This is a genomic window from Microbulbifer maximicatervae (SeqCode) (genome assembly GCF_052467955.1).
Genome location: NZ_CP174329.1, coordinates 4,855,001 through 4,877,234, shown reverse-complemented (window position 1 = coordinate 4,877,234; position 22,234 = coordinate 4,855,001). Strand labels below are relative to the sequence as shown.

16 protein-coding genes (1 of these 16 only partly in view) are annotated in these 22,234 nt (G+C 49.1%); 12 read left to right on the top strand and 4 right to left on the bottom strand.

Annotation, left to right across the window (positions count from 1 at the left end):
* Window positions 1-111: 111 nt before the first annotated feature.
* Window positions 112-1,692: a sensor histidine kinase gene (locus tag ACJJI5_RS20955; protein WP_444895252.1), complete on the bottom strand. Its 1,581-nt coding sequence runs from the start codon at window positions 1,690-1,692 to the stop codon at window positions 112-114.
* A gap of 92 nt (window positions 1,693-1,784) precedes the next feature.
* Here ACJJI5_RS20955 and ACJJI5_RS20950 point away from each other — a divergent pair, with 92 nt between their 5' ends.
* Entirely contained in the window at window positions 1,785-3,413 is a 1,629-nt protein-coding gene (locus tag ACJJI5_RS20950; protein ID WP_445355099.1) for an NAD+ synthase, read from the top strand.
* A 57-nt stretch (window positions 3,414-3,470) separates the two neighbouring features.
* On the opposite strand, the gene ACJJI5_RS20945 is transcribed toward ACJJI5_RS20950, so the two are convergent.
* A complete protein-coding gene (locus tag ACJJI5_RS20945) occupies window positions 3,471-4,421 on the bottom strand; it encodes an outer membrane protein assembly factor BamD (RefSeq protein WP_444906458.1) in 951 nt (316 codons plus the stop codon).
* A gap of 100 nt (window positions 4,422-4,521) precedes the next feature.
* On the opposite strand from ACJJI5_RS20945, the gene rluD reads away from it, so the two are divergent.
* The 5 genes from rluD (at window position 4,522) to ACJJI5_RS20920 (ending at window position 13,603) form a co-directional block, all read left to right on the top strand.
* A complete protein-coding gene (gene rluD, locus ACJJI5_RS20940; protein WP_445355098.1) occupies window positions 4,522-5,475 on the top strand; it encodes a 23S rRNA pseudouridine(1911/1915/1917) synthase RluD in 954 nt (317 codons plus the stop codon).
* A gap of 75 nt (window positions 5,476-5,550) precedes the next feature.
* Window positions 5,551-6,318, top strand: a complete 768-nt coding sequence (gene pgeF / locus ACJJI5_RS20935; RefSeq protein ID WP_444895248.1) for a peptidoglycan editing factor PgeF — start codon at window positions 5,551-5,553, stop codon at window positions 6,316-6,318.
* Between the two features lie 283 nt (window positions 6,319-6,601).
* Window positions 6,602-9,205 (top strand): ATP-dependent chaperone ClpB, encoded by a 2,604-nt coding sequence (clpB, locus tag ACJJI5_RS20930; protein ID WP_413664319.1) that lies wholly within the window; start codon window positions 6,602-6,604, stop codon window positions 9,203-9,205.
* Window positions 9,206-9,412: 207 nt separating this feature from the next.
* Window positions 9,413-10,519 carry an efflux RND transporter periplasmic adaptor subunit gene (locus ACJJI5_RS20925; RefSeq protein WP_444895247.1) on the top strand — a complete coding sequence of 369 codons (1,107 nt, stop codon included), beginning with the start codon at window positions 9,413-9,415 and terminating at the stop codon, window positions 10,517-10,519.
* Between the two features lie 18 nt (window positions 10,520-10,537).
* Window positions 10,538-13,603: an efflux RND transporter permease subunit gene (locus tag ACJJI5_RS20920; RefSeq protein WP_445355097.1), complete on the top strand. Its 3,066-nt coding sequence runs from the start codon at window positions 10,538-10,540 to the stop codon at window positions 13,601-13,603.
* Window positions 13,604-13,619: 16 nt separating this feature from the next.
* On the opposite strand, the gene ACJJI5_RS20915 is transcribed toward ACJJI5_RS20920, so the two are convergent.
* Window positions 13,620-14,684, bottom strand: a complete 1,065-nt coding sequence (locus ACJJI5_RS20915) for a helix-turn-helix domain-containing protein (RefSeq protein ID WP_444895245.1) — start codon at window positions 14,682-14,684, stop codon at window positions 13,620-13,622.
* Window positions 14,685-14,939: 255 nt separating this feature from the next.
* On the opposite strand from ACJJI5_RS20915, the gene ACJJI5_RS20910 reads away from it, so the two are divergent.
* Both ACJJI5_RS20910 and ACJJI5_RS20905 read left to right on the top strand, forming a co-directional pair.
* Window positions 14,940-16,157, top strand: a complete 1,218-nt coding sequence (locus tag ACJJI5_RS20910) for a hypothetical protein (RefSeq protein WP_413664323.1) — start codon at window positions 14,940-14,942, stop codon at window positions 16,155-16,157.
* 30 nt (window positions 16,158-16,187) lie between these two features.
* Entirely contained in the window at window positions 16,188-17,267 is a 1,080-nt protein-coding gene (locus tag ACJJI5_RS20905; protein ID WP_445355096.1) for a DUF4785 family immunoglobulin-like domain-containing protein, read from the top strand.
* Window positions 17,268-17,291: 24 nt separating this feature from the next.
* Here ACJJI5_RS20905 and ACJJI5_RS20900 read toward each other — a convergent pair whose 3' ends face one another.
* Window positions 17,292-17,765, bottom strand: a complete 474-nt coding sequence (locus ACJJI5_RS20900; RefSeq protein ID WP_444934846.1) for a DUF4124 domain-containing protein — start codon at window positions 17,763-17,765, stop codon at window positions 17,292-17,294.
* A 451-nt stretch (window positions 17,766-18,216) separates the two neighbouring features.
* Between ACJJI5_RS20900 and ACJJI5_RS20895 the strand changes: the two genes are divergently transcribed.
* The 4 genes from ACJJI5_RS20895 to pssA all read left to right on the top strand — a co-directional run.
* Window positions 18,217-19,953, top strand: coding sequence for an acetolactate synthase 3 large subunit (locus ACJJI5_RS20895; RefSeq protein ID WP_413664326.1), 1,737 nt, complete (start codon window positions 18,217-18,219; stop codon window positions 19,951-19,953).
* An 11-nt stretch (window positions 19,954-19,964) separates the two neighbouring features.
* A complete protein-coding gene (ilvN, locus tag ACJJI5_RS20890) occupies window positions 19,965-20,456 on the top strand; it encodes an acetolactate synthase small subunit (protein ID WP_282934340.1) in 492 nt (163 codons plus the stop codon).
* 22 nt (window positions 20,457-20,478) lie between these two features.
* Window positions 20,479-21,504: a ketol-acid reductoisomerase gene (ilvC, locus tag ACJJI5_RS20885; RefSeq protein WP_282934339.1), complete on the top strand. Its 1,026-nt coding sequence runs from the start codon at window positions 20,479-20,481 to the stop codon at window positions 21,502-21,504.
* Window positions 21,505-21,617: 113 nt separating this feature from the next.
* A protein-coding gene (gene pssA, locus ACJJI5_RS20880; RefSeq protein WP_282934338.1) for a CDP-diacylglycerol--serine O-phosphatidyltransferase crosses the window boundary here: on the top strand, window positions 21,618-22,234 show its 5' portion. 259 nt of this gene lie beyond the right edge of the window; 617 of the gene's 876 nt are visible here — the first part of the coding sequence; its start codon is at window positions 21,618-21,620; the stop codon falls past the right edge of the window.

Genomic DNA, 22,234 nt, shown 5'->3' with positions numbered 1-22,234 from the left:
CTTTGTCTTTTCTTGTTGCGGTGAAATTATTTGGCGGCTTACTAACTGAAATTATGTCAGAAATCTCTATAGCATAATGGCTCATAGGTCGAAAAAAATCTATGAGCCAGATCAAGTAACTTCTTCACAGTTGGAAAATTCAATCCTAAAACAACTTTTGTTATCACTACTCCGGCAGTGATAGAGGGTAAGGTTGTTGGCTTCACATAGCTCGCGCGCGATATATAGGCCCAGTCCACTGCCGTTTTTTTCTGTTGTGAAAAATGGCTCAAATATTTTATTGAGAACCTCTTCAGGTACACCCTTACCAAGATCTTTGATCTCTAAAACTGTATTCCTGCGCTCCATATTGTAGTAAGCACTAATAGAGGCATGGCCCACTCCTGTAGCTAGTTTTGAGTGTTCCAAGGCGTTCTCTGTTAAGTTGGTGACTACTTGTGACAATTGTGCGGAGTCAAAATATACCAGTGGCACCTGCCCTATAGCGTCCAACTCGACGAGGTCATCCGCTTTCCCGGCATTGAAGTCTACTAAGAATTGCTTGAGCCAAGCCCCCAGCTCATATTTTTGGGCTGAGTGGGCGCGCTTTCGTGAAAGCTGCATTACGTTTTCAACAATCTGATTGATGCGCTGGCTTTGGCGACAAATTATGTCTGTTAATTGGTGGTCCTCTTCTTTTAATTCTGGGGACTCCGATAGTAGCTGTGCGGCGTGCTTGATTGCCGCTAAGGGGTTACGTATTTCGTGAGCAATTGAAGCTGTTAGTTGGCCCAGGGAGGCGAGTTTGAGCTTTTGGGCTGCCTCTGCCAGCTTCCGGTTGTCCTCCACAAAAACTAATGTGCTATGACCCGTGTCATGCTGTAATTCTGAAAAATTTGCATGAAGCTCGTCCCCATTTTTTGCGGGGATAAGCACATTATTTTGACTCTTATGACTGCGCCACTCCCTAACCTTTTGTCTCAGCTCTGCATGGTAGTCATGCGCTGTATCAATTTGGTTTTCTAGCAATCTTCTTGCTGATTTATTGATCAGTTCTGGCTTGAAAGAAGGGCCTAAAACCAATACACCGGTATTCATTCTTTCAATGATTTCTTGAGCCAGGCGTTGAAGGTGCGCAGCCTGGCGGCTTTGTTTGTCTGCGCGAATATTAGCTTTACGAATACGTTCCGATAGGTACTGGATGGCACTTACGGTTACAAATAGTAGTAAACCTAGTCCGCCTGCAGACACAATCTCCTGGCTAGAACCCGATTCAGTTAGTAAATGGTAAAGCTGGAGCGCGATAACACCCAAGCTAGCAATGGCCGCAAAAAATGCACTGAGGCGCTTATCAAGTAGGATGGCACCGATTGAACAACTGATAAGCAGTAAATAACCGAGTCCAGAGTTTAGCCCTCCACTAGCCTCGATCAACAACAAGAAAACCAGAATGTCACAGCCCAAAATAATCCCGACTTGGCTGCTATTTGTCTGGTAAGCCTTCTGGCGCAAAAATAGTAACCACGCCACATTCAGAAGGGCATAGGAAGACGTTGTATATATAAATAGTGTTGGCAAGTACGTGCCAAGTGAGCCTCCACCTATGTCGGAGTAGAATACTCCCAGCAGAACTAGGGCTATTGCTACTCGGTAAATTGCGCTTATGCGCAAAAGCTCATGGTGTTGTTGGGGGGATGTCTGGGAACTGCTCACTGTAGATGCCCGGTATTCTTGTAGTGGTGAGCCGCTGCTGTTGTTACCCCGATGGGGTTACAATAGCGGCCTGTCTTGTCCGAGGTTCAACGATGTCTACTTTGCAGTTAGTGCTGGCACAAATCAATTCCCTGGTGGGAGATATTCCAGGGAATACCAAGCAGGTGATAGAAATTGCGCGCCGAGCGTACCAGGAACTGGGTGCTGACTTGGTACTTTTCCCGGAGCTGACCCTGTGCGGCTACTCTCCTGAAGACTTGTTGTTGCGCCCCAGTATGCAGATTCGTATTGATGCGGCATTGGATCAGCTCAAAGCTGCAGAACTGCCCTGCGCCATTGTTGTGGGTTACCCCAAGTTGCTCGATGGCGTTATGTTCAATATGGCGGGGGTAATAGTTGAGGGAGAGTTAATCGCAGAATATTCCAAACAGAAGCTGCCTAACTATCAGGTCTTTGATGAAAAGCGTTACTTCAAACCGGGTAAATCTCCCTGTGTAGTGCATATCAAGGGAGTTCCTGTTGGACTGAGTGTTTGTGAGGATATTTGGTTTCCAGAGCCTATCAAGCAGTCAGTCGATGCTGGAGCCAAGTTGATTCTCAACATCAATGCATCACCTTTCCATCGGGGCAAGGCTCAACAGAGGTTGGAATTGGTTTCCAGGCAGGCAAAGAATGCCGGGGTCCCCATTGCCTATGTAAACTGGTGCGGTGGTCAGGACGAGCTGGTTTTTGACGGTGGCTCAATCGTTGTTGACGCCGAGGGAGAGGTATGTGCCAGGGCTGAGGAGTTTACAGAGCAGTTGTTGCCAGCTTCCATATCTTTGCAGGGACAGGATTTGACGGTACTCCCTGGGAAAATTGCTCCTCCTCGCAGCGATTTGGCTTCCGTGTACCAAGCCTTGGTACTCGGGGTGCGCGACTACGTTAATAAAAATGGTTTTAATGGTGTTGTACTGGGGTTGTCGGGTGGAATCGACTCAGCTCTGACATTGGCAGTTGCGGTCGATGCGTTGGGCAAAGAGCGTGTTGAGGCGGTAATGATGCCGTTTCGCTATACCTCGGATCTGAGTAAAGGCGATGCGGCCGATCAAGCGGAAAGAATGGGGGTTCACTATCGGGAAATTAGTATCGAGCCCATCTTTGATTCGTTTATGGGCGCTCTCGCTGAAGAATTTGCTGGCAGTGAGAGGGATACCACTGAGGAGAACCTGCAGGCCCGCTCTCGTGGTGTCCTTTTGATGGCTATCTCCAATAAGAAGGGCGCGATGGTCCTGACCACCGGTAACAAGAGTGAGATGGCCGTTGGTTACGCAACCTTATACGGGGATATGGTAGGCGGATTTAATGCCCTGAAGGATGTTCCCAAAGTATTGGTATTCGAGCTGGCCCGTTACCGCAACACAATTTCTGAAGTGATTCCTGAAACGGTCATTACTCGCCCCCCCAGTGCTGAGCTGGCCCCGGACCAGGTGGATTCTGACAGCCTTCCGCCTTACGAGATCCTGGATCAAATTCTCAATCTCTATGTTGATCAAGACCACAGCGCTGAGGAAATCATTCAGCGTGGCTTCCAGAGAGAGGATGTAGAGCGTGTGGTCAGGTTAGTGGGACGCAATGAGTACAAGAGGCGCCAAGCAGCCATCGGGGTGCGTATTTCTGAACGCGGATTTGGAAGGGATCGTCGTTATCCCATCACCAATGGCTGGAAGCTGGGAGACTAGCTATCCTGAAAATAGAAACGGCGCCGAATGGCGCCGTTTCTATTTTCAAGTGATAAGTTACAGAAGCTCTGGAGGCAGGGGAGTCTCGTCCCGGTTGTATTCGGGATTATAGAGTTCCCGGCTGTCAAAGCCCCGCGGGTCAGATTTTTCAAACAGGCCCAGGGTAACCCTGTGCACCAGACTGCGGCCGCTCGGACCTTTGTAAAAGTCGTAGTTGAAAGTGCCGTCTTCGTTAAAAGCGGGGTGCTTTGGATAGTTATTGCGCAGTACATCCAGGGCATTAGCCTCGAGATCTTGCATTTCCATCAAATGGTAACCTTGAACCATAACTGCCAGGGCATCGGGAATTGCGGGTGTCTGCTGGAAGTTTTCCACAATGTAGCGGCCACGATTGGCTGCTGCGAGGTAGGCGCCGCGCTTAAAGTAGTAGTTAGCCACGTGAACTTCATAGCGAGCCAGCAGGTTACGCAAATGGATCATGCGCTTTTGCGCGTCTGGAGCGTAGCGGCTCTCAGGGTAGCGGGCCATTAACTGGGAGAAATAAGCGAATGACTCTCGAGCCGATCCTGGGTCGCGACTGGTCAAGTCGGTAGGCATAAAGCGCTCGAACAGGCCTGTGCCCTCAGTAAAGGAGGACAGGCCCTTCATATAGTAGGCGTAGTCGACATTGCGGTGCTGGGGGTGTAGGCGGATAAAGCGGTCTGCAGCGGCGATAGCAGCATCGTTTTCATAGTTGCGGTAGTAGGCATAGATCAGCTCAAGCTGAGCCTGTTCCGCGTAGTTGCCGAATGGGAAGTTGTCTTCCAGGGCTCGCAGGTTTCTGATGGCAAGATCCCACTGGCTGGTTCGCAGCTGTCGCTGGGCCATCTCGTAGTATGCCTGCTCTGTACGTGAACCTGTGGGTAGGCCCACTTCCGAATCATCTGTGTTGGCGCAGGCAACCAATATTGCGGACACCAAGGCCAGCCACAGCATTTTCCAGGTCTGCATAGCCCCTCGCTCTATCATTCTTACACTCTACCTTATTAAACTACCCACCAGTATTAACCTGGCGCGTCGGACATTTAACCACAGTCGCGGAGCTGCCCAAAGTATTTGCAATTGATTGATGATTGAACACCTAAAACTAGATATCCAAGTTCCTGCCAATATGGCTGGTCGACGCTTAGACCAGGCCGCAGCCGAATTAATTCCCGATTTTTCGCGCGCGCGCCTCCAATCGTGGATCAAAGGCGGTCAGCTCACCTTAAACGGAGCCCCAGCTAAGGCCAAGGAAAAGCTCTTTGGCGGCGAGCTTATCCAGCTTCGCGCAGAGCTGGAACCCCAAGGTAGCTGGGCTGCCCAGGACCTCGACCTCAATATTATGTACGAAGATGACAGCCTGATGGTGGTCAATAAGCCCGCGGGCCTCGTAGTCCACCCCGCTGCCGGTAACCCCGACGGCACTCTGCTCAATGGCCTGCTTTACCACAATCCAGCACAGGAGCTGATACCCCGAGCCGGTATTGTTCACCGGCTGGATAAGGACACCAGTGGCCTGATGGTTGTGGCTAAGACTTTGGCCGCTCAGACCCATCTCGTGGATCAATTAAAGCAGAGAACGGTGAGTCGACAGTATGATGCCTTGGTCCAAGGATATATCACCATTGCGGGTCGTGTTGATGCGCCCATCGGTCGGCATCGTCAAAATCGTCTCAAGATGGCTGTTTTGGACTTTGGCGGCAAAGAGGCGATCACTCATTATCGTGTACAGGAGCGTTACAGCGCTTACACGCTCTTACGCTGCAAGCTGGAAACCGGTCGTACTCATCAGATTCGGGTACACATGGCCCATATCAGGCACCCGCTCGTGGGAGATCCACTCTACGGAGGCCGCCCAAAGTTGCCTCCAGAGGCCTCGGCAGACCTTGTTGAAGCTCTCCAGAGCTTCCCTCGGCAGGCTCTGCATGCGGCTGAACTAGCTCTAGTACATCCCACTAGTGGACAGGACATGCATTGGTGTGCGCCAATGCCTGCTGACATGCAAGCACTGCTCGATCAGTTGCGCGCTGATGAGCCCTGAAGTACCGGTTATAAATTCGCCTGGGCACCTATCGCCGGTTCTCGAAAGGACAATTTCGCAAAGCAAGATATCTCAATGCCAAGTAACCACTACCTGATACCCGATTGGCCCGCACCCGCAGGGGTGAGGGCGGCGGCGACGCTACGCACTGGGGGCCAAAGTTGTGGCCATTTCTCCTCCTTTAATCTGGCTGCTCACGTGGGGGACAAGGAGTCAGCTGTTACTGCCAATCGCCAACAGTTGAGGGAGGAGCTTGAGTTGCCCTCAGAACCGCAGTGGCTGGAGCAGATCCATAGCGACAAAGTAGTCGAGGCAAGTGATGACGCCTTAGTTCGAACCGCAGATGCCTGCTTTAGTATGAAAAGAGGTGTTGTCTGTGCCGTGCTAACCGCAGACTGTTTGCCTGTTTTGCTATGCGATAAGAGTGGTGCCCGTGTAGCAGCAGCCCATGCCGGGTGGCGCGGATTGGCCGGTGGTATATTGCGCAATACCGTACGGGCGATGAAGTGTGATCCTGAGGAGTTGATGGTTTGGTTGGGTCCAGCGATTGGCCCGGAGGCCTTTGAAACTGGAATCGATGTCCTCGAGGCATTCTTTGAAAATGCAATTAGCAGTCGACACACAGAAAAAATCGCTAGCTGTTTCCGCCCACACACTAAGAAACCACTGCACTTTTTAACAGATATCTACGCCCTGGCTCGCGCGGAGTTGGCAGAGCTGGGGATTGGCGGGGTATACGGTGGGGGACTCTGCACAATGTCAGAACCTGAGAAGTTTTTTTCCTACCGCAGGGAGTCTGAAACCGGTCGTATGGCAACTTTGATATGGCGGGATAAAGACTGAACTGAATTTCTAGATGGCTTATTTTTTCTATGTAAGCCATTCGATAATATTGGGGCAGCTTGGGCAATTACAAGGCTGGGCGTTGACTGGGCTGTAAAAAATTATAAGAGATAGATTTGCCGCAAAACCACTTTGCATAGAATAAATGCCGCTATTGATTTAAATCATTGAAAACCCTTCCTGCGCCCCTATTTTACTTGTCAGTACCATAGCGAATGTAAAAGGCAAATTAGTGCCACTATTGCAGCGCTTCTGAAAAAATCGAGTAAAAGAGGTTTCGTTCATGCGAATTGACCGAATGACAAACCCGCTACAGGCGGCATTTGCTGATGCGCAATCCCTGGCGGTAGGGCGCGACCACAACCAGATTTATCCCGAGCACTTGATTCTGGCACTGCTTAACCAGAACAACGGAAGCGTACCCGCATTCCTGTCACAGGCGGGATTTAACCTAAACGGGTTGCGCAATGACCTTGCCAAGCGGTTGGATAGCCTGCCGCGGGTGACTTCCCCCACGGGTGATGTGGGGATGTCCCAGGAATTAATGCGCTTAATGAATCTCACGGACAAGCGAGCCCAACAAAATGGTGACAGTTTTATTTCCAGTGAAACTGTATTACTGGCGGCTTTCGACTCTGCGGCGGGAGAGATTTCCAAAATCCTAAATGCCAACGGCGACATTAAACAATTAGAGGCGGCAATTCAAAAAGTGCGTGGCGACGAAAAAGTGGATGACCCCAATGCGGAAGAAGCGCGCCAGGCGCTGGATAAATATACTCTCGACCTGACCGAGAGGGCTCTGGCCGGCAAGCTTGACCCGGTGATCGGCCGCGATGATGAAATACGGCGGACGATTCAAGTCTTACAGCGGCGTACCAAGAATAACCCTGTACTAATTGGTGAGCCGGGTGTTGGTAAAACTGCCATTGTTGAAGGGCTCGCTCAACGTATCGTCAATGGTGAAGTGCCGGAAGGGTTAAAGGACAAACGACTTCTTTCCCTGGATTTGGGGGCATTGTTGGCGGGCGCAAAATTTCGTGGAGAATTTGAAGAGCGATTAAAAGCGGTACTCAACGAATTATCCAAACAGGAAGGTCGCATTATTCTCTTTATCGATGAGATCCACACGATGGTGGGTGCCGGTAAAGCTGAGGGGGCCATGGATGCGGGAAATATGCTGAAGCCCGCTTTGGCCCGCGGGGAATTACATTGTGTCGGTGCAACCACTCTGGATGAGTATCGGCAATATATTGAAAAAGATGCAGCGCTTGAGCGGCGTTTCCAAAAAGTGCTGGTTGATGAACCAACGGAAGAGGATACGGTTGCGATTCTGCGCGGATTAAAAGAACGCTACGAAGTACACCACGGTGTTGATATTACCGACTCTGCAATTATTGCGGCGACAAAATTATCGCAGCGTTACATCACTGATCGTCAATTACCAGATAAAGCGATTGATCTTATTGATGAGGCCGCCAGCCGGATACGCATGGAGATCGACTCCAAACCGGAATCCATGGATAAATTGGAGCGCCGTTTAATTCAATTAAAGATTGAACGTGAGGCGGTTAAAAAGGATACGGATGACGAGGCGACTAAAAAACGCCTGTCGAAACTGGAAGAAGAGATTCTACAACTGGAGCGGGAATACTCCGACCTTGAAGAGGTTTGGAAGGCGGAGAAGGCACAGCTTGCCGGCAGCCACGACCTCAAGGAAAAGCTCGAGCAGGCCAAGCTCGATATGGAGTCTGCACGGCGTGCAGGTGATCTCAATAGAATGTCTGAATTACAGTACGGTGTAATTCCACAACTTGAACAACAGCTTAAAAGTGCCGCTACCGCTGAAGCTTCTGAAGAACCCCGCCTGCTGCGCAATCGGGTTACCGATGAAGAGGTGGCTGAAGTGGTATCCCGCTGGACGGGTATTCCTGTATCTAAGATGCTCGAAGGTGAGCGTGAAAAGCTACTGCGAATGGAAGATGAGTTGCACAAGCGGGTCATCGGACAGGGGGAAGCGGTGGAAGCGGTTGCTAATGCCGTACGCCGCTCGAGGGCGGGGCTAGCTGATCCCAACCGACCCAATGGCTCATTCTTGTTCCTCGGCCCAACCGGTGTGGGTAAGACGGAATTATGCAAGGCATTGGCTCAGTTCTTGTTTGACACAGAAGACGCCATGGTGCGTATCGATATGTCGGAATTTATGGAGAAGCACTCTGTGGCCCGACTGATTGGCGCACCTCCCGGATATGTAGGTTATGAAGAAGGGGGATACCTGACTGAAGCGGTGCGGAGAAAACCCTATTCTGTTGTGCTATTAGACGAAGTGGAGAAAGCGCATCCCGATGTATTCAATATTCTTTTACAGGTTCTTGATGATGGCCGCCTGACCGACGGCCAGGGGCGCACGGTAGACTTTCGTAATACCGTTGTCGTAATGACTTCAAACCTTGGCTCAGATTTAATTCAAAAATACGCCACAGCTGAAAATGGTGATGACCTGGACGCTGAAATTCGTTATCGACAGATGAAAAGTGCGGTGATGGAAGTGGTGGGGAACCATTTCAGGCCAGAGTTCATAAATCGTATTGACGAAGTGGTTGTTTTCCATCCACTGGATAAGGCAGAAGTACGCTCTATTGCCGAAATTCAGTTGCAACAACTTTGCCGTCGACTGACAGAGAGGGACCTGAAATTAGAGGTATCTGAAAGTCTGCTGGATAAATTAGCAGAAGTTGGGTTCGATCCCGTTTATGGTGCACGGCCATTAAAGCGTGCTATTCAGGTATGGCTGGAAAACCCGCTGGCGCAAGATGTTCTCGCCGGTAAGTTTTCCCCTGGAGCAACGATCCACGCGGATGTTGAAGGCGATAAAGCCGTATTCCGATAAAAAAGCACTTGGGGGTGCCATATAGTGCACCCCTAAACTCCCACCGATTCCTCACTCTCTCCATATCTATACTCACAGGTGCGCTAATCCGTTTGTTCGGATATTTACGTAGAGGGGCACCCCTCCGTAGCGCATAGTTTCCCTTGCAAGTATCAGTTTATAGTTTTTATTGACGACACCTTACGGGGGCCTGATATCAGTAAGCGTATGTTGCTAATGCTGCTGGGATGCCTTTTGCTCTTCGGCGGAATTTTTGCTTATAAATTAATTGGCAGGCATATGGTGAATCAGTTCATAGACAACTTAGCCCTGCCTGCGGCCACAGTGACTTCAGCAACCGCCCAGTTTCAATATTGGAAGGAAGACCTGAGAGGAATAGGCACCATTCGAGCTGTTAATGGTGTAGAGGTTACTACCGAAGCTCAGGGGGTTATCAGCGCTATTCACTTCAAGTCGGGCCAGCATGTTAGGAAGGGCGATTTATTGGCGGAAATTTTTGCTGAACCGGAAAAGGCGCAGTTGCAGGTGTTGGATGCAGAGCTTCGCTTGGCCCGTCGTAATTACGTGCGGATCAAGACTCTGCTGGGGCGAGGTGTAACAACCGAAGCAGATTTGGATAGCGCTCGCAGTACTTTGGACCAGGTGGTTGCCAATATAGAAGTGCAGCGGGCCAGGGTGGATCAGCGAGTTATCGTGGCGCCTTTTAGTGGAGTACTGGGAATTCGACAAATCGATCTTGGGCAGAATGTAAGCCCGGGGGAGTCTGTTGTTTCTCTACAGCAACTTGATCCTATTTTTGTTGATTTTTCCCTCCCTGAACAAAAATATGCCTTGGTTAAGGCTGGGCTTGCTATTCAGTTGACAACAGATGCCTTCCCTAAAAATACCTACGAAGGAAGAATTACTGCTGTTGACCCTCAGGTGGATAGTGCAAGTAGGAACTTTCTGATTCAAGCTACTCTGAAAAACCCCCAACACGATTTACGTCCTGGGATGTTTGCCCAGGTATCCGTAAAGATAAGTGCACAGCGAAAAGTGCTCGTTATTCCCAGAACCGCATTGGCTTTTGCTCCCTATGGGGTGGCGGTTTTTGTGTTGGAGCCCGATAAAGATGGCGAGCATATGATCGCAGTTAAACGGTTTGTGAAAACTGGTGAGGAGCGTGGGGATCTAGTTGAAATTACACAAGGACTTTTGGTGGGGGACATAGTGGCTAGCAGCGGACTACTCAAACTTCGCAATGGAGAGAAAGCGGTTATCAATAATCAGAATCAACCCCCAGAAAGCGCAGACCCCACACCGGAAAATAGTTAAACCTGGAATTTATAGGTTGTGAATTTCACAGAGATTTTCATTCGAAAGCCAGTGTTGGCCTGCGTAGTCAGCCTATTTATTTTTCTATTGGGTTTAAGGTCGCTAACGGAATTAAATGTCAGGCAGTACCCGGAACTTGAAAATGCAGTTATTACAGTAACCACCGTTTATGTTGGTGCCGACTCAGATCTAGTACAGGGGTTTATTACTACGCCGCTTGAGCAAGAGATTGCTACTGCAGATGGTATCGATTACATGGTCTCCACCAGCGTGCAAGGTCTCTCGACGATAAACGTTTATGTACGTTTTGATTACGATCCAAATGAAGTGTTAACTCAGGTCGTTGCCAAGGTAAATAAGCTGCGCAGTGAATTGCCTGATGAATCAGAGGATTCCAGCGTGGAAATGCAGCAGGGAGAAACCACTGCTGCAATGTACCTTTCTTTTTCCTCAAATATTCTCGCTAATAATCAAATTACGGATTATCTGACACGCGTTGTTCAACCTAAATTGGCGACTATAGCTGGTGTGCAGCGAGCTCGCCTTTTGGGTGACAGTACTTTTGCAATGAGAGTCTGGTTAAAGCCGACAGAGATGGCGGCATTGGAAGTCACACCTGCAGATATTTCTGATGCGCTTAGGGATAATAATATTCTGTCGGCAGTTGGTTCGACAAAGGGAACCCGTGTGGCACTGGAAATACGTGCGGATACAGATATTGCACGTCAATTGGATTTCCGCAAGCTAGTGGTTAGAGCCGATGGGGATAAGTTGGTTCGTCTAGGTGAAGTGGCGGAGATAGAGTTAGGAGCTGAATCCTATGACAGCTCTGTGACTTTTAACGGACAATCGGCCACTTTTATTGCTATTGAGGTGGCACCCGATGCGAACTCCCTTGATGTTATTAAAAAAGTACGCGAGGAGTTGGAGCAGAAAATTTTTCCACAGTTGCCAGAGGGTATGCTAGGCGAGATTCCTTACGACAGTACTGAATATATTCAGGACTCCATTGAAGAAGTCGTCAAAACAATTGTTGAAGCAGTATTTATAGTAATTTTGGTGATTTATTTGTTTCTGGGGTCAGTTCGCAGCGTATTGATTCCAGCAATTGCACTGCCTCTTTCTCTCGTCGGTGCATTCTTTTTAATGTTTTTAATGGGATTTTCCATCAATTTACTCACATTGCTAAGCATGGTTCTGGCTATCGGAATTGTTGTTGATGATGCCATCATTGTTTTGGAAAATGTCCATCGACATATAGAAGAGGGCTTGCCTCCAAAAGAGGCTGCGATCGTAGGGGCTCGAGAGTTGGCATGGCCTGTAGTGGCTATGACTACGACGCTAATTGCAGTGTATATTCCTATTGGTTTTCTCGGTGGTTTAACCGGGACCCTATTCATAGAGTTTGCATTCTCCCTAGCTGGCGCCGTATTACTGTCTGGAGTGGTCGCTCTTACTTTATCCCCCATGATGGCCTCGAAAATATTAAAGCCTCGCGATAGTGGAGGTACCCGGTTTGAAATTTGGCTGGAACGCCAATTTAATCGACTTCAGACGAGATTTGAAAAATCGCTCCATTCTTCTCTTGATGAGCGCCGAGTTATTTTGGTTTTCGGCTTAATTGTATTGATAAGTTGTTACTTCTTATTTGTGACGTCCCCTCAAGAGCTTGAACCTACAGAGGATAGGGGGCTTGTTCTTACAATTTCTACTGCCGATGCTTACGCAACTTTAGATTATGTTGAACAGTACAGTGGTGAACTTAATGTCATTGCTGAGAGATTTACTGAGGTAGAAAATCTTTTTCTGCTTAATGGGGCGGGCACCTTCAGTAGTGGTGTTAATAATGCGGTGGCCGGGTTTGTTTTGGCTCCCTGGGAAGGGAGAGACCGTGATACGGAAAAGATGCAGGAGTTGATCAGCAGTGATGTTCAGCAAATAGCCGGGCTAAAAATAGCTGTAGTGGTGCCACCAAGTCTGCCAACTGCGGGAGGGCAGCTTCCGGTTGAATTTGTTATCGGTTCTACAGAGCCCATGGAGAATCTGGCATCGGTGGCAAGCGATATTATGACCCGAGCTCTTGAGAGTCGAAAATTTATTTTTCTCGATTCTGATCTGAAAATTGATAAACCAAAAATTGTAATAGAAATTGATCGTGATAAAGCGGCCAGTATGGGTGTGGAAATGGTGGACTTGAGTCGTGACTTAGGTACGATGTTATCCGGAGCTTATGTTAACCGTTTTTCCCTGGATAATCGCAGTTATAAAGTTATCCCTCAAGTCGAGAGAGTTGACCGCCTAACCCCTGATCAGTTGGAGCAATATTATATTCGGGCGGTAAACGACAAGTTGGTTCCTGTGAGTACTTTGATAAGGCTCACGGAAACCGTTGAACCACAGCAACTAAAGCGATTTCAACAGTTAAATGCCGTCACTATTTCGGGTGTGCCACGCCCTGGAATTACGTTGGGTGAAGCACTGATGGTGTTGGATAATGCGGCAAAAGAAATCTTACCGGTCGAGTATTCTGTGGACTACTCGGGGCAGTCCAGACAGTTCAAAACTGAAGGATCAGATTTGGTGGTTACCTTTTTCTTTGCCTTGATAGTAATTTATTTGGTGCTGGCTGCTCAATTTGAATCATGGCGTGATCCCTTGATTATGTTGGTCACCGTACCGATGAGTGTTTGCGGAGCGATGATTTTTGTCAGTCTAGGATTGACGACTCTCAATATTTACACACAAGTGGGCCTGGTTACCCTGATTGGGGTTATTTCCAAACACGGCATTCTGATAGTGGAGTTTGCCAATAAGTTACAGCTCTCAGGGCTTGATAAGCGATCAGCGATTGAGCAGGCCACTTCAATCCGTTTGCGACCGATTTTAATGACTACCGCATCTCTGGTTTTGGCGATGGTTCCATTGTTAATAGCGTCGGGGCCAGGAGGAGGAGCAAGGTTTGCAATGGGCTTGGTAGTGGCGACCGGTATGACAATTGGAACGTTATTTACTTTATTTGTCGTGCCGGCGATGTATATGTATCTTGGGCGGAATTTTGAGGCGGAGGCTGTAGCGGCCTCCTGAGTTTCTTTACACTTATTTACGCTTCGAAAATATCTCTGTCGACATTGCTGCGACGGAACTCAGAAGGGGTGACTCCCTCATGTTTTTTAAAGAAGCGAGTAAATACTGCTCGTTCGGCAAAATGAAGTTGTACCGCAATACTTTCTACGGAATCATTGGTTGAGAGAAGGAGTTTCTTGGTCAGAGATAGCGTAACACTGTCTTTAAGCTGCTGGAATGTTACTCCCTGTTCTCTCAGTCTGCGCTGTAAAGTACGGCCGCTGGTGCGGAAGTGGGCTGCGGCTTGTTTGATAGTAATTTCTTCACTGAGCAAGTGCTTTTCGAGCCAAGCTCGCAAACTGGCTGCCAGGTTATAGCTGGTCAAAGTATTGTGCAAAACTGCCTTTAAAATATTTCTGCTCTGGCTGCGAATGATTTTATGGTAACTGGGTATAGGGAAGTCCAGTATCTGGGATCCCAGGATAATCGCATTTTCATCAGCGGAAAATTCAATCGGGCACTGGAAAATCCTCTTGTGGATAGAGTCATCTTCTGGCTTTTCACTGCGTAACTTTAATCCCCGGACCTCGGGAAACCTGGGGTTAAGAGTGCGCAATAGGTCTACTCCACGACTCATCAGCATTTCAGCAATAAAATGATTGACCGGAGCGCTAAAGAGTTCCTGCTGCCAGTTGAGTGTGAGTACTTCCGCATCGGCTTCCTGGTAAGTCTGGAACCGCAGGAGGGGGGCCAGAGTTTGTGAGAGTACAATTTCTGCAGGGCGAAAGATCTCCCTCGGCCGTCTCAAGGAGGGCTGAGCTTCGATAATAGTTTCTTCAAGCCAAAGCATAATTGGGAAGCGACTAAAGCTGAGACCTGGTGAAGTAACAGGGGATAGCGCCAGTATGCTTTCAATTAGAGCATTGAATTCACTGTAATTAAGCCATTCACTCTCTCCTGGATTCCAGCTAAATGAGAATGGCAATCGTTCAATTAGCGTCTCGGTGGGGATGCCGAGCCTGGCGGCGGCAACCACAAAGTAAGGCGCAAATATCTTGGGCACGCCGGCATGGCCGGACATATTTTTATTTTGGTCTCTCATGACTTACTGCCGTCCGGGTGGCGTTGCCGGCATCATAGCAAAGGCGCCTCAAAGCACGAGTATAAATTGAGGAATATGACGAATTGGTCGCTTCGCGTGGCGGATTCGACCCCCCTCTGGCGCCTTTAATCCTATTCCGAAATAGAGCGTTAAGGATAAGTTTTAGTCGTCTGCTGTACATTGCGTTATTCAGATTTTTTAAAACTCTTCAGTCACGAGAGTTACCACTTACTAAAACAATAAAGGAAAATAACAATGGCACTGTCTAAAAGGCTGGGTACAAGCCTGTCTATTTTTTTCTCGGCGATAATTGGAGCTTCATCAGCGGTAGCGGAAAACTGCTATATCCTGGTTCATGGACACGGAGTCGAAGGACACACTACAAGTGAAAGTAATGATGGGAGTTTAGTGCAGCCAGCACTGGACTATTGGAGTGAGGCGGTTTTCGACGAATATTCTAGCAGTGATTTTATTGAGCAATTGTTAGTTGATGGCGGCAATTACGGCGTTGTCGGTTATAACTCAACTGATGAAGGTGAATTCCCCTATTGGCATGATGAGACTGCGGGTGAAATTGCTCGTCAAATTATAGAGATCCGCTCTGGCCAGGGAGATCGGTTTGAACACGAAAACCAGTGCTCAGCAGAGGACACTTTCTGGATTATTTCCCACAGCCAGGGTGCAGCCCAAATGATGTATATCGCGGGTAACGCTGTTGAAGGATCCCCATACTACAATCGCGCCTACAACCAGTTCGATAGCAATACAGAAATTCAAGAAGTAAAAAAATGTTCCACGACTTGGTATGGCAGTAAATCCTGTAAAACGGTTGAAGAAGAAGTTCGAGTTGCCGGGCTTAACGAGAGCTATGCAGTGAGCGTTGATTTTGATGCGGCTATCAGCGGTGTTGCTGCAATATTCACCACAGGAGGTGCAATTACCGGTACTGAAGGCGTTGATCGGATATGTAATGGAAGCTGGTATGACGATTTGGTCAATGCACTATTTCTTGGGCGTGAGTGTTCGGCGGTTCGCTATATGCAGACTAATGATGTTTACACTGTGAGAAATTATGTAGGGACTAATCTCGGTGCGCCGGTGTACACCATTGGGGGTTATGCGGGCTTCCCTGGTGTGGAAAGTGCTACCTCCATGCTGCTGAATGGTGAGGATGACGGTTACATTAATTTGGCTTCGCAAATGAACTGTTCCGGATCTGCCAAGCGCAACCTGTGGTCGAATCTCAAAGAATATGAAACCCTGTTTGGCGTAGCTTACGGCAGCGCGATTTTCTCTTGTGATAACGACAGTAAAGGCACTGCTCGATCTTACAATTTGGCCAGTATCTATACAGATCATGATGCGCAGCGTAACGGTGGTATTCTATCCCCTGATTATGATTCTATTCCCGATGGACTGGACTGTGGCTCAGGAAAGAACAGCGCGGGTAGAATCTCAGCCTGCACAAATTAACTAAAAAAATAAAAGGCTTCGGAGGTATTGATGTCCACATCAAGCAAAGATCGCTCAAAGGCCCGGCTGGCAGGCTGGGGTGTACTGGCCGTAGTTACTGGGTTGGTGGGTTACTGGGCCCTGGCTGGTAGTGAAGAGGCGACGCCCTCTGTTGTAGCTAAAGCAAAAGCTGAAGAGCAATCTATCCGAAGCCGCAAGCCTGATAACGTTAAGCCGGCGGAACTGGAGCAAGAGGAAGAGGATCAGTCTGTAAAACTATGGAAGGGAATTCAGTCCCTGCCCAACAAGACTGAGTTACACGAATCCCTTCTCTCGGATCTAGCCCGCTTTCATCGCTATCCGCCAGAAAACCGAGCAATTAAAACTCCTGAGCAAGACCCGATTACTCAGACATTCGCGGTGGATGAAAGAACCACTCACAGTGAGGAAGGGGATTCTCTGACTATATGGACAGATGAAAAGTTTTATTTGCGTGGGGATACTATTCGGGTTTTTGCCTATCAGGCCGATAGTGATGGAGATCGGGTCAGTGCTGACTTGACTGCGCTGTTGGTTTACGAAGACCAAGAAGTCGTGGGTACCTTGGCTTTCGGTGATTCGGATGGAGACTTAGTCTACGAAGTATTGATGGAGGCGGGCTCCTTTAATAGCCAGGTGCTGGAGGCGGGCATTTTTAAGGTCATTGTGGATACGGATATTGATGGTCTTCGAGATGCGGCAGCATTCACCCTATCTGAGGATACGGGAAGTTATACGGGCTCGTTGCGGGATTCCGTTACCGCCGATGGCAATTTATTAATTGAGGCGGAAGTCGATATCAGCAGAGAGGGGCGCTACTATTTTCAGGGCTCCCTGTATAACGATGAGCAATCCCCGATAGGCACAACGCAAAATGCTCTTGAGTTAACGGCGGGGCGGCACTGGGTTCCCCTGGAGTTTTACGGGCTCTTAATTCGCGATGCCGGGCAGGACGGCCCCTACCTGGTGAAGCAATTGAGTATTGCCAGGGTGACGGTACCTATGGCCAGGGATAGTGCTTTTGAACCAGGCTATTACACTGAACGCTATAGCCTGGATCAATTTACTGATAGTCCCTACCGTGAGCCTTAGGGATCGGTATCGCTAGAAGGGCGACTAGCAGTTTTTCTTGATTTGCTCGCGGGCTTTGGTAATGCGTTCTTGCCGCTCATCTTCTCCGAGCCTGCGATAGTTTCCATCTTTATCTTTTTCGCGCACTCTCGCGTGTGTGGTCAGGCTCTTAAGGTTCTTTTGGTACGCGACACAGAGCTCTGCTCGTTTTGCTGCCTCTTCTTTAGCTCTGGCCTCCAGTTGTCTCTGTTGCTCAGCGTCGGGCAGCTGTTCTTCCTTTGACTGTTGAGGCACTTGAGGTGCATTTTTCTGTGCTTCACGTGCGGCTATCGCATTTTGTTCAGCTTCCCATTTCTTATAGCGCTCTGACTTGGGCTTTTTGATCACGTCCACTTGAGCGTCTCCTGGAGGTTGCTCACCGAAGTGGACAACACCATTCTCATCTACCCATTTATAGATGCCATCGGCTTGAGTGGTCGTAGCTGTTACTGCAATCAATAGCGCCAGTAAGATGCGCATGGTGCTTACCCCTTGTGTTGATGTTCCTTCCGTCCCCTTATTGTACCGGTACTGGCGGGTTTTCCTGTAACTGTCTTAACACTTTCGCAGACACCTATTGACAGCTAGGACTCAATTGGCAAAATCGGGGGTTTACTCAGTGACTAGATTTCACCGCAAACCCGTGGTTTTGAGTCTAACCCTGGTGGAACATCCTCCATCGAAATTCCACTGAGTGGCCCTCCCCACCCCTGGAGGCCTGCTAACCCCGTAGTGAACCTTTGTAGATTTACTTGGGGTTGGGTGTTTATGCGCGATCAGTTCATCCTAAAAATCGGCAGCTAAACACGCAACAGGCTGATATTTGTCACCATTTTCCCCTATAATTGCTGCCTGGCATTCTTGCTGGTAGGCGTTTTATACGTTTTCGGTGATGGCTATCCTATAAAACAGGAAAATTGAGGAGACTCAAGTGGAATTACTTTCCGGCGGCGATATGTTGGTTCGCGCGCTGCAGGATGAAGGGGTGGATCTGATTTTTGGATACCCGGGCGGCTCAGCGTTACATATCTATGATGCTATTTTTCGGCAGAAGTCGATAAAGCATATTCTCGTGCGTCACGAGCAGGGTGCGACCCATGCTGCCGATGGCTATGCACGGTCTACTGGTAAGGCGGGTGTGGTACTGGTGACGTCTGGTCCCGGTGCTACGAACGCGATTACTGGCATCGCAACGGCCTATATGGATTCTATCCCTATGGTGGTGATATCTGGCCAGGTACCCAGGGATAAGATCGGTGAGGATGCGTTTCAGGAAACAGATATGGTCGGTTGCTCGCGACCGATCGTGAAGCACAGCTTTTTGGTAAAAAATGCTGAAGATATTCCTACGATCGTCAAAAAGGCATTTTTTATCGCCAATACTGGCCGTCCCGGTCCCGTAGTGATCGATGTTCCAAAGGATGTAACCAACCCGGCGGAGAGATTCCCCTACCACTACCCTGAAAAATTGCGGATGCGCTCCTATACCCCAGCAGGTAAGGGGCATAGCGGCCAGATTCGCAAAGCGATTGCTATGTTGCTATCAGCTCGCCGCCCGGTGATTTATGCCGGCGGGGGAGTGGTGCAGGGTGGCGGCGCCGAGCTTCTCACCGAGCTGGCTAGAAAGTTGAACTACCCGGTGACTAATACCTTGATGGGGCTCGGAGCATTTCCTGGAAGTGACAGGCGTTTCTTGGGAATGCTCGGTATGCACGGCACTTTCGAGGCAAATACAGCCATGCATCACGCCGACGTTATTCTGGCTGTAGGTGCACGCTTTGATGACCGGGTGACTAATACTCCAGGCAAATTCTGCCCGGGTGCCAAAATTATTCATATCGACGTCGATCCGGCTTCGATCTCTAAAACGATTGTTGCCGATATCCCGATTGTTGGCACGGTCCAGGCTGTCCTTCGGGAGATGCTCGAAGCGTTGAAAGCCAACGATGAGCAGCCGGATCACTCCGCGATAGTTGACTGGTGGCGCCAAATCGATGATTGGCGTGAGCGTCACGGGCTCTACACGGCTCCTCGTTATCAGACTAATGGTGCTCTGATAATGCCGCAGGATGTGATCAAGGCGGTGTATGACATTACTGAGGGTGATGCTTTTGTGACATCCGATGTAGGGCAACACCAGATGTTTGCTGCGCAATATTACCTGTTTGATAAGCCGCGCCGCTGGATTAACTCCGGTGGGCTGGGGACTATGGGTTTCGGCTTACCGGCAGCCTTGGGGGTGAAAATAGCTCACCCGGATAAAGAGGTTGTGTGCGTAACTGGCGAGGGAAGTATCCAGATGTGTATTCAGGAGCTTTCTACGGCTACCCAATATCATCTGCCAGTAAAAATCCTCTGCCTTAACAACCAGGCTCTGGGGATGGTGAAGCAGTGGCAGGAGATGCAATATGAAGGAAGGCTTTCCAATAGTGTTTACGAGGAATCGCTGCCTGATTTTGTGAAACTCGCCGAGGCATACGGTCACGTCGGAGTGAAAGTGGAGCGTCGTGAAGACCTACACAACAAGTTACAAGAAGCTTTTGCAATTAAGGATCGCACTGTATTTATCGACGTATACGTCGACCCATCTGAGCATGTCTATCCCATGCAAGTGCTACCAAATGGCTCCATGCGTGACATGTGGCTGAGCAAAACTGAGAGAACTTAAAGGGTAGGGCGATGCGTAGAATAATTTCGGTTCTGATGGAGAACGAACCAGGGGCTTTGTCTCGTGTTGTTGGCTTATTTTCCCAGCGTGGCTACAACATTGAAAGCCTCACCGTGGCGCCTACTGAGGATGCGACTTTATCGCGTCTCACTTTGGTGACGATTGGTGACGATCACAAGATTGAGCAAATTACCAAGAACCTAAACAAGCTTATCGATGTTGTGAAATTGGTGGACCTCACTGAAGGCTCTCATATCGAGCGGGAGCTGCTATTGGTGAAAGTGCGAGCCAATGGTGCCCAGCGCGATGAGGTGAAGCGTAGTGTCGATATTTTTCGCGGGCAGATCGTTGATGTCACCAGCAGTATGTACACGGTACAGGTGGCAGGAACCGGCGAAAAACTCGATGCGTTCCTCCAGGCGCTGGGGGAGCACACAATTATGGAAGTGGTGCGATCCGGAGTTTCCGGGATTGCCCGCGGTGAAAAAGTATTAAGTGTATAGAGCAAAAAGCAGGAATTGAGCGATGCAAGTTTATTACGACAAAGATTGTGACCTTTCTTTAATTCAGGGAAAAACAGTAGCCATTATTGGTTATGGATCTCAAGGTCATGCCCATGCCAATAACCTGAAAGACTCTGGCGTAGCGAATGTTGTTGTTGGGTTGCGCGAGGGGTCTGCTTCCTGGAAAAAGGCTGAAGGCGCGGGCTTGAAGGTAGCTGAAGTTGTCGATGCGGTGAAAGATGCCGACGTGGTTATGATACTCGCTCCGGATGAATACCAGGCGAATATTTACAAAGAGCAAGTTGCTCCAAATTTAAAGTCTGGTGCAGCACTGGCTTTCGCACATGGTTTTAATGTGCACTTTGAATTGATTGAGCCACCAGCGGATGTCGATGTCATTATGGTTGCTCCCAAGGGGCCCGGCCATACCGTTCGATCGACCTACCTTGAGGGAGGCGGTGTCCCTACCTTGATTGCGGTTTATCAGGATGCGACAGGTAAAGCAAAAGACTTGGCGCTGTCTTATGCTTCAGCTAATGGTGGTGGCCGCTCAGGTATTATTGAAACCAATTTCCGAGAAGAGACTGAAACAGATCTCTTCGGTGAGCAGGCTGTTCTGTGTGGGGGTGTTTCTGCGCTTGTAACGGCTGGTTTTGAGACTCTGGTAGAAGCCGGCTATGCTCCGGAAATGGCGTATTTTGAATGTCTGCATGAGTTGAAGCTGATTGTCGACCTGATGTACCAGGGGGGCATTGCCGATATGCGCTACTCTATCTCCAATACCGCAGAGTATGGTGACTACGTAACTGGCCCGCGTATTGTTACGGAAGAAACCAAGGCAGAAATGAAACGGGTTCTTAAAGATATTCAAACCGGTAAGTTTGCCAAAGACTTTATGCTCGAGTCCCTGGCGGGGCAGCCGCGTCTGAAAGCAGAGCGTCGCATTGGTAGTGAACACGAGATTGAGCAAGTGGGGGCAAAACTCCGCGCCATGATGCCGTGGATCAAAGCGAATAAAATTATTGATCGCACCGAAGGTAATAGCTGACTTAAGGTTGGCAAAAACGGCAGGGGCGACCCTGCCGTTTTTTTTTTGCTCTGGGCTCGGGTGGTAAATTGGCGTTAAACTCGCTGACTGCACAATGCATCAATGGAGAGTATATGAGCGGTCAAGGGGGCGAAAAACAGCCCATAGACTCAAGTAGTGAGGCTACTGAGGAAATTCGTTTGCCTGTCGATGAGCATGTTGAGGAAGAGGTTTCTTCCAGTGGTAAAAGAGTGCGCGCACGAGGTATCTACCTGCTGCCCAATCTTGTGACAACAGGTGCACTGTTTAGCGGCTTTTATGCCATTGTCGCAGGTATGAGTGGGCATTTTGAATCGGCTGCGATAGCGATTTTTGTCGCGATGGTACTGGATGGATTGGATGGGCGCGTCGCTCGCCTGACAGATACCCAAAGTGCCTTTGGTGTTCAATATGACTCGCTTTCAGACATGGTTTCATTCGGCCTGGCTCCTGCCTTGGTCGTTTTCAGTTGGGCGCTGGGAAACCTGGGTAAATTTGGTTGGGCTATAGCATTTTTATATGCAGCTTGTGCGGCATTGAGGCTTGCGCGTTTCAATACACAGGTAGATACCGTTGATAAAGGGGTCTTTATTGGATTGGCGAGCCCAACAGCTGCTGCGATCGTCGCGAGCATGGTGTGGGCAGGCCACAATGCTGAAGTAGGACCAGGCTTGGCTATAGTGGCGGCACTGGTTACTGCGGTTTCGGGTCT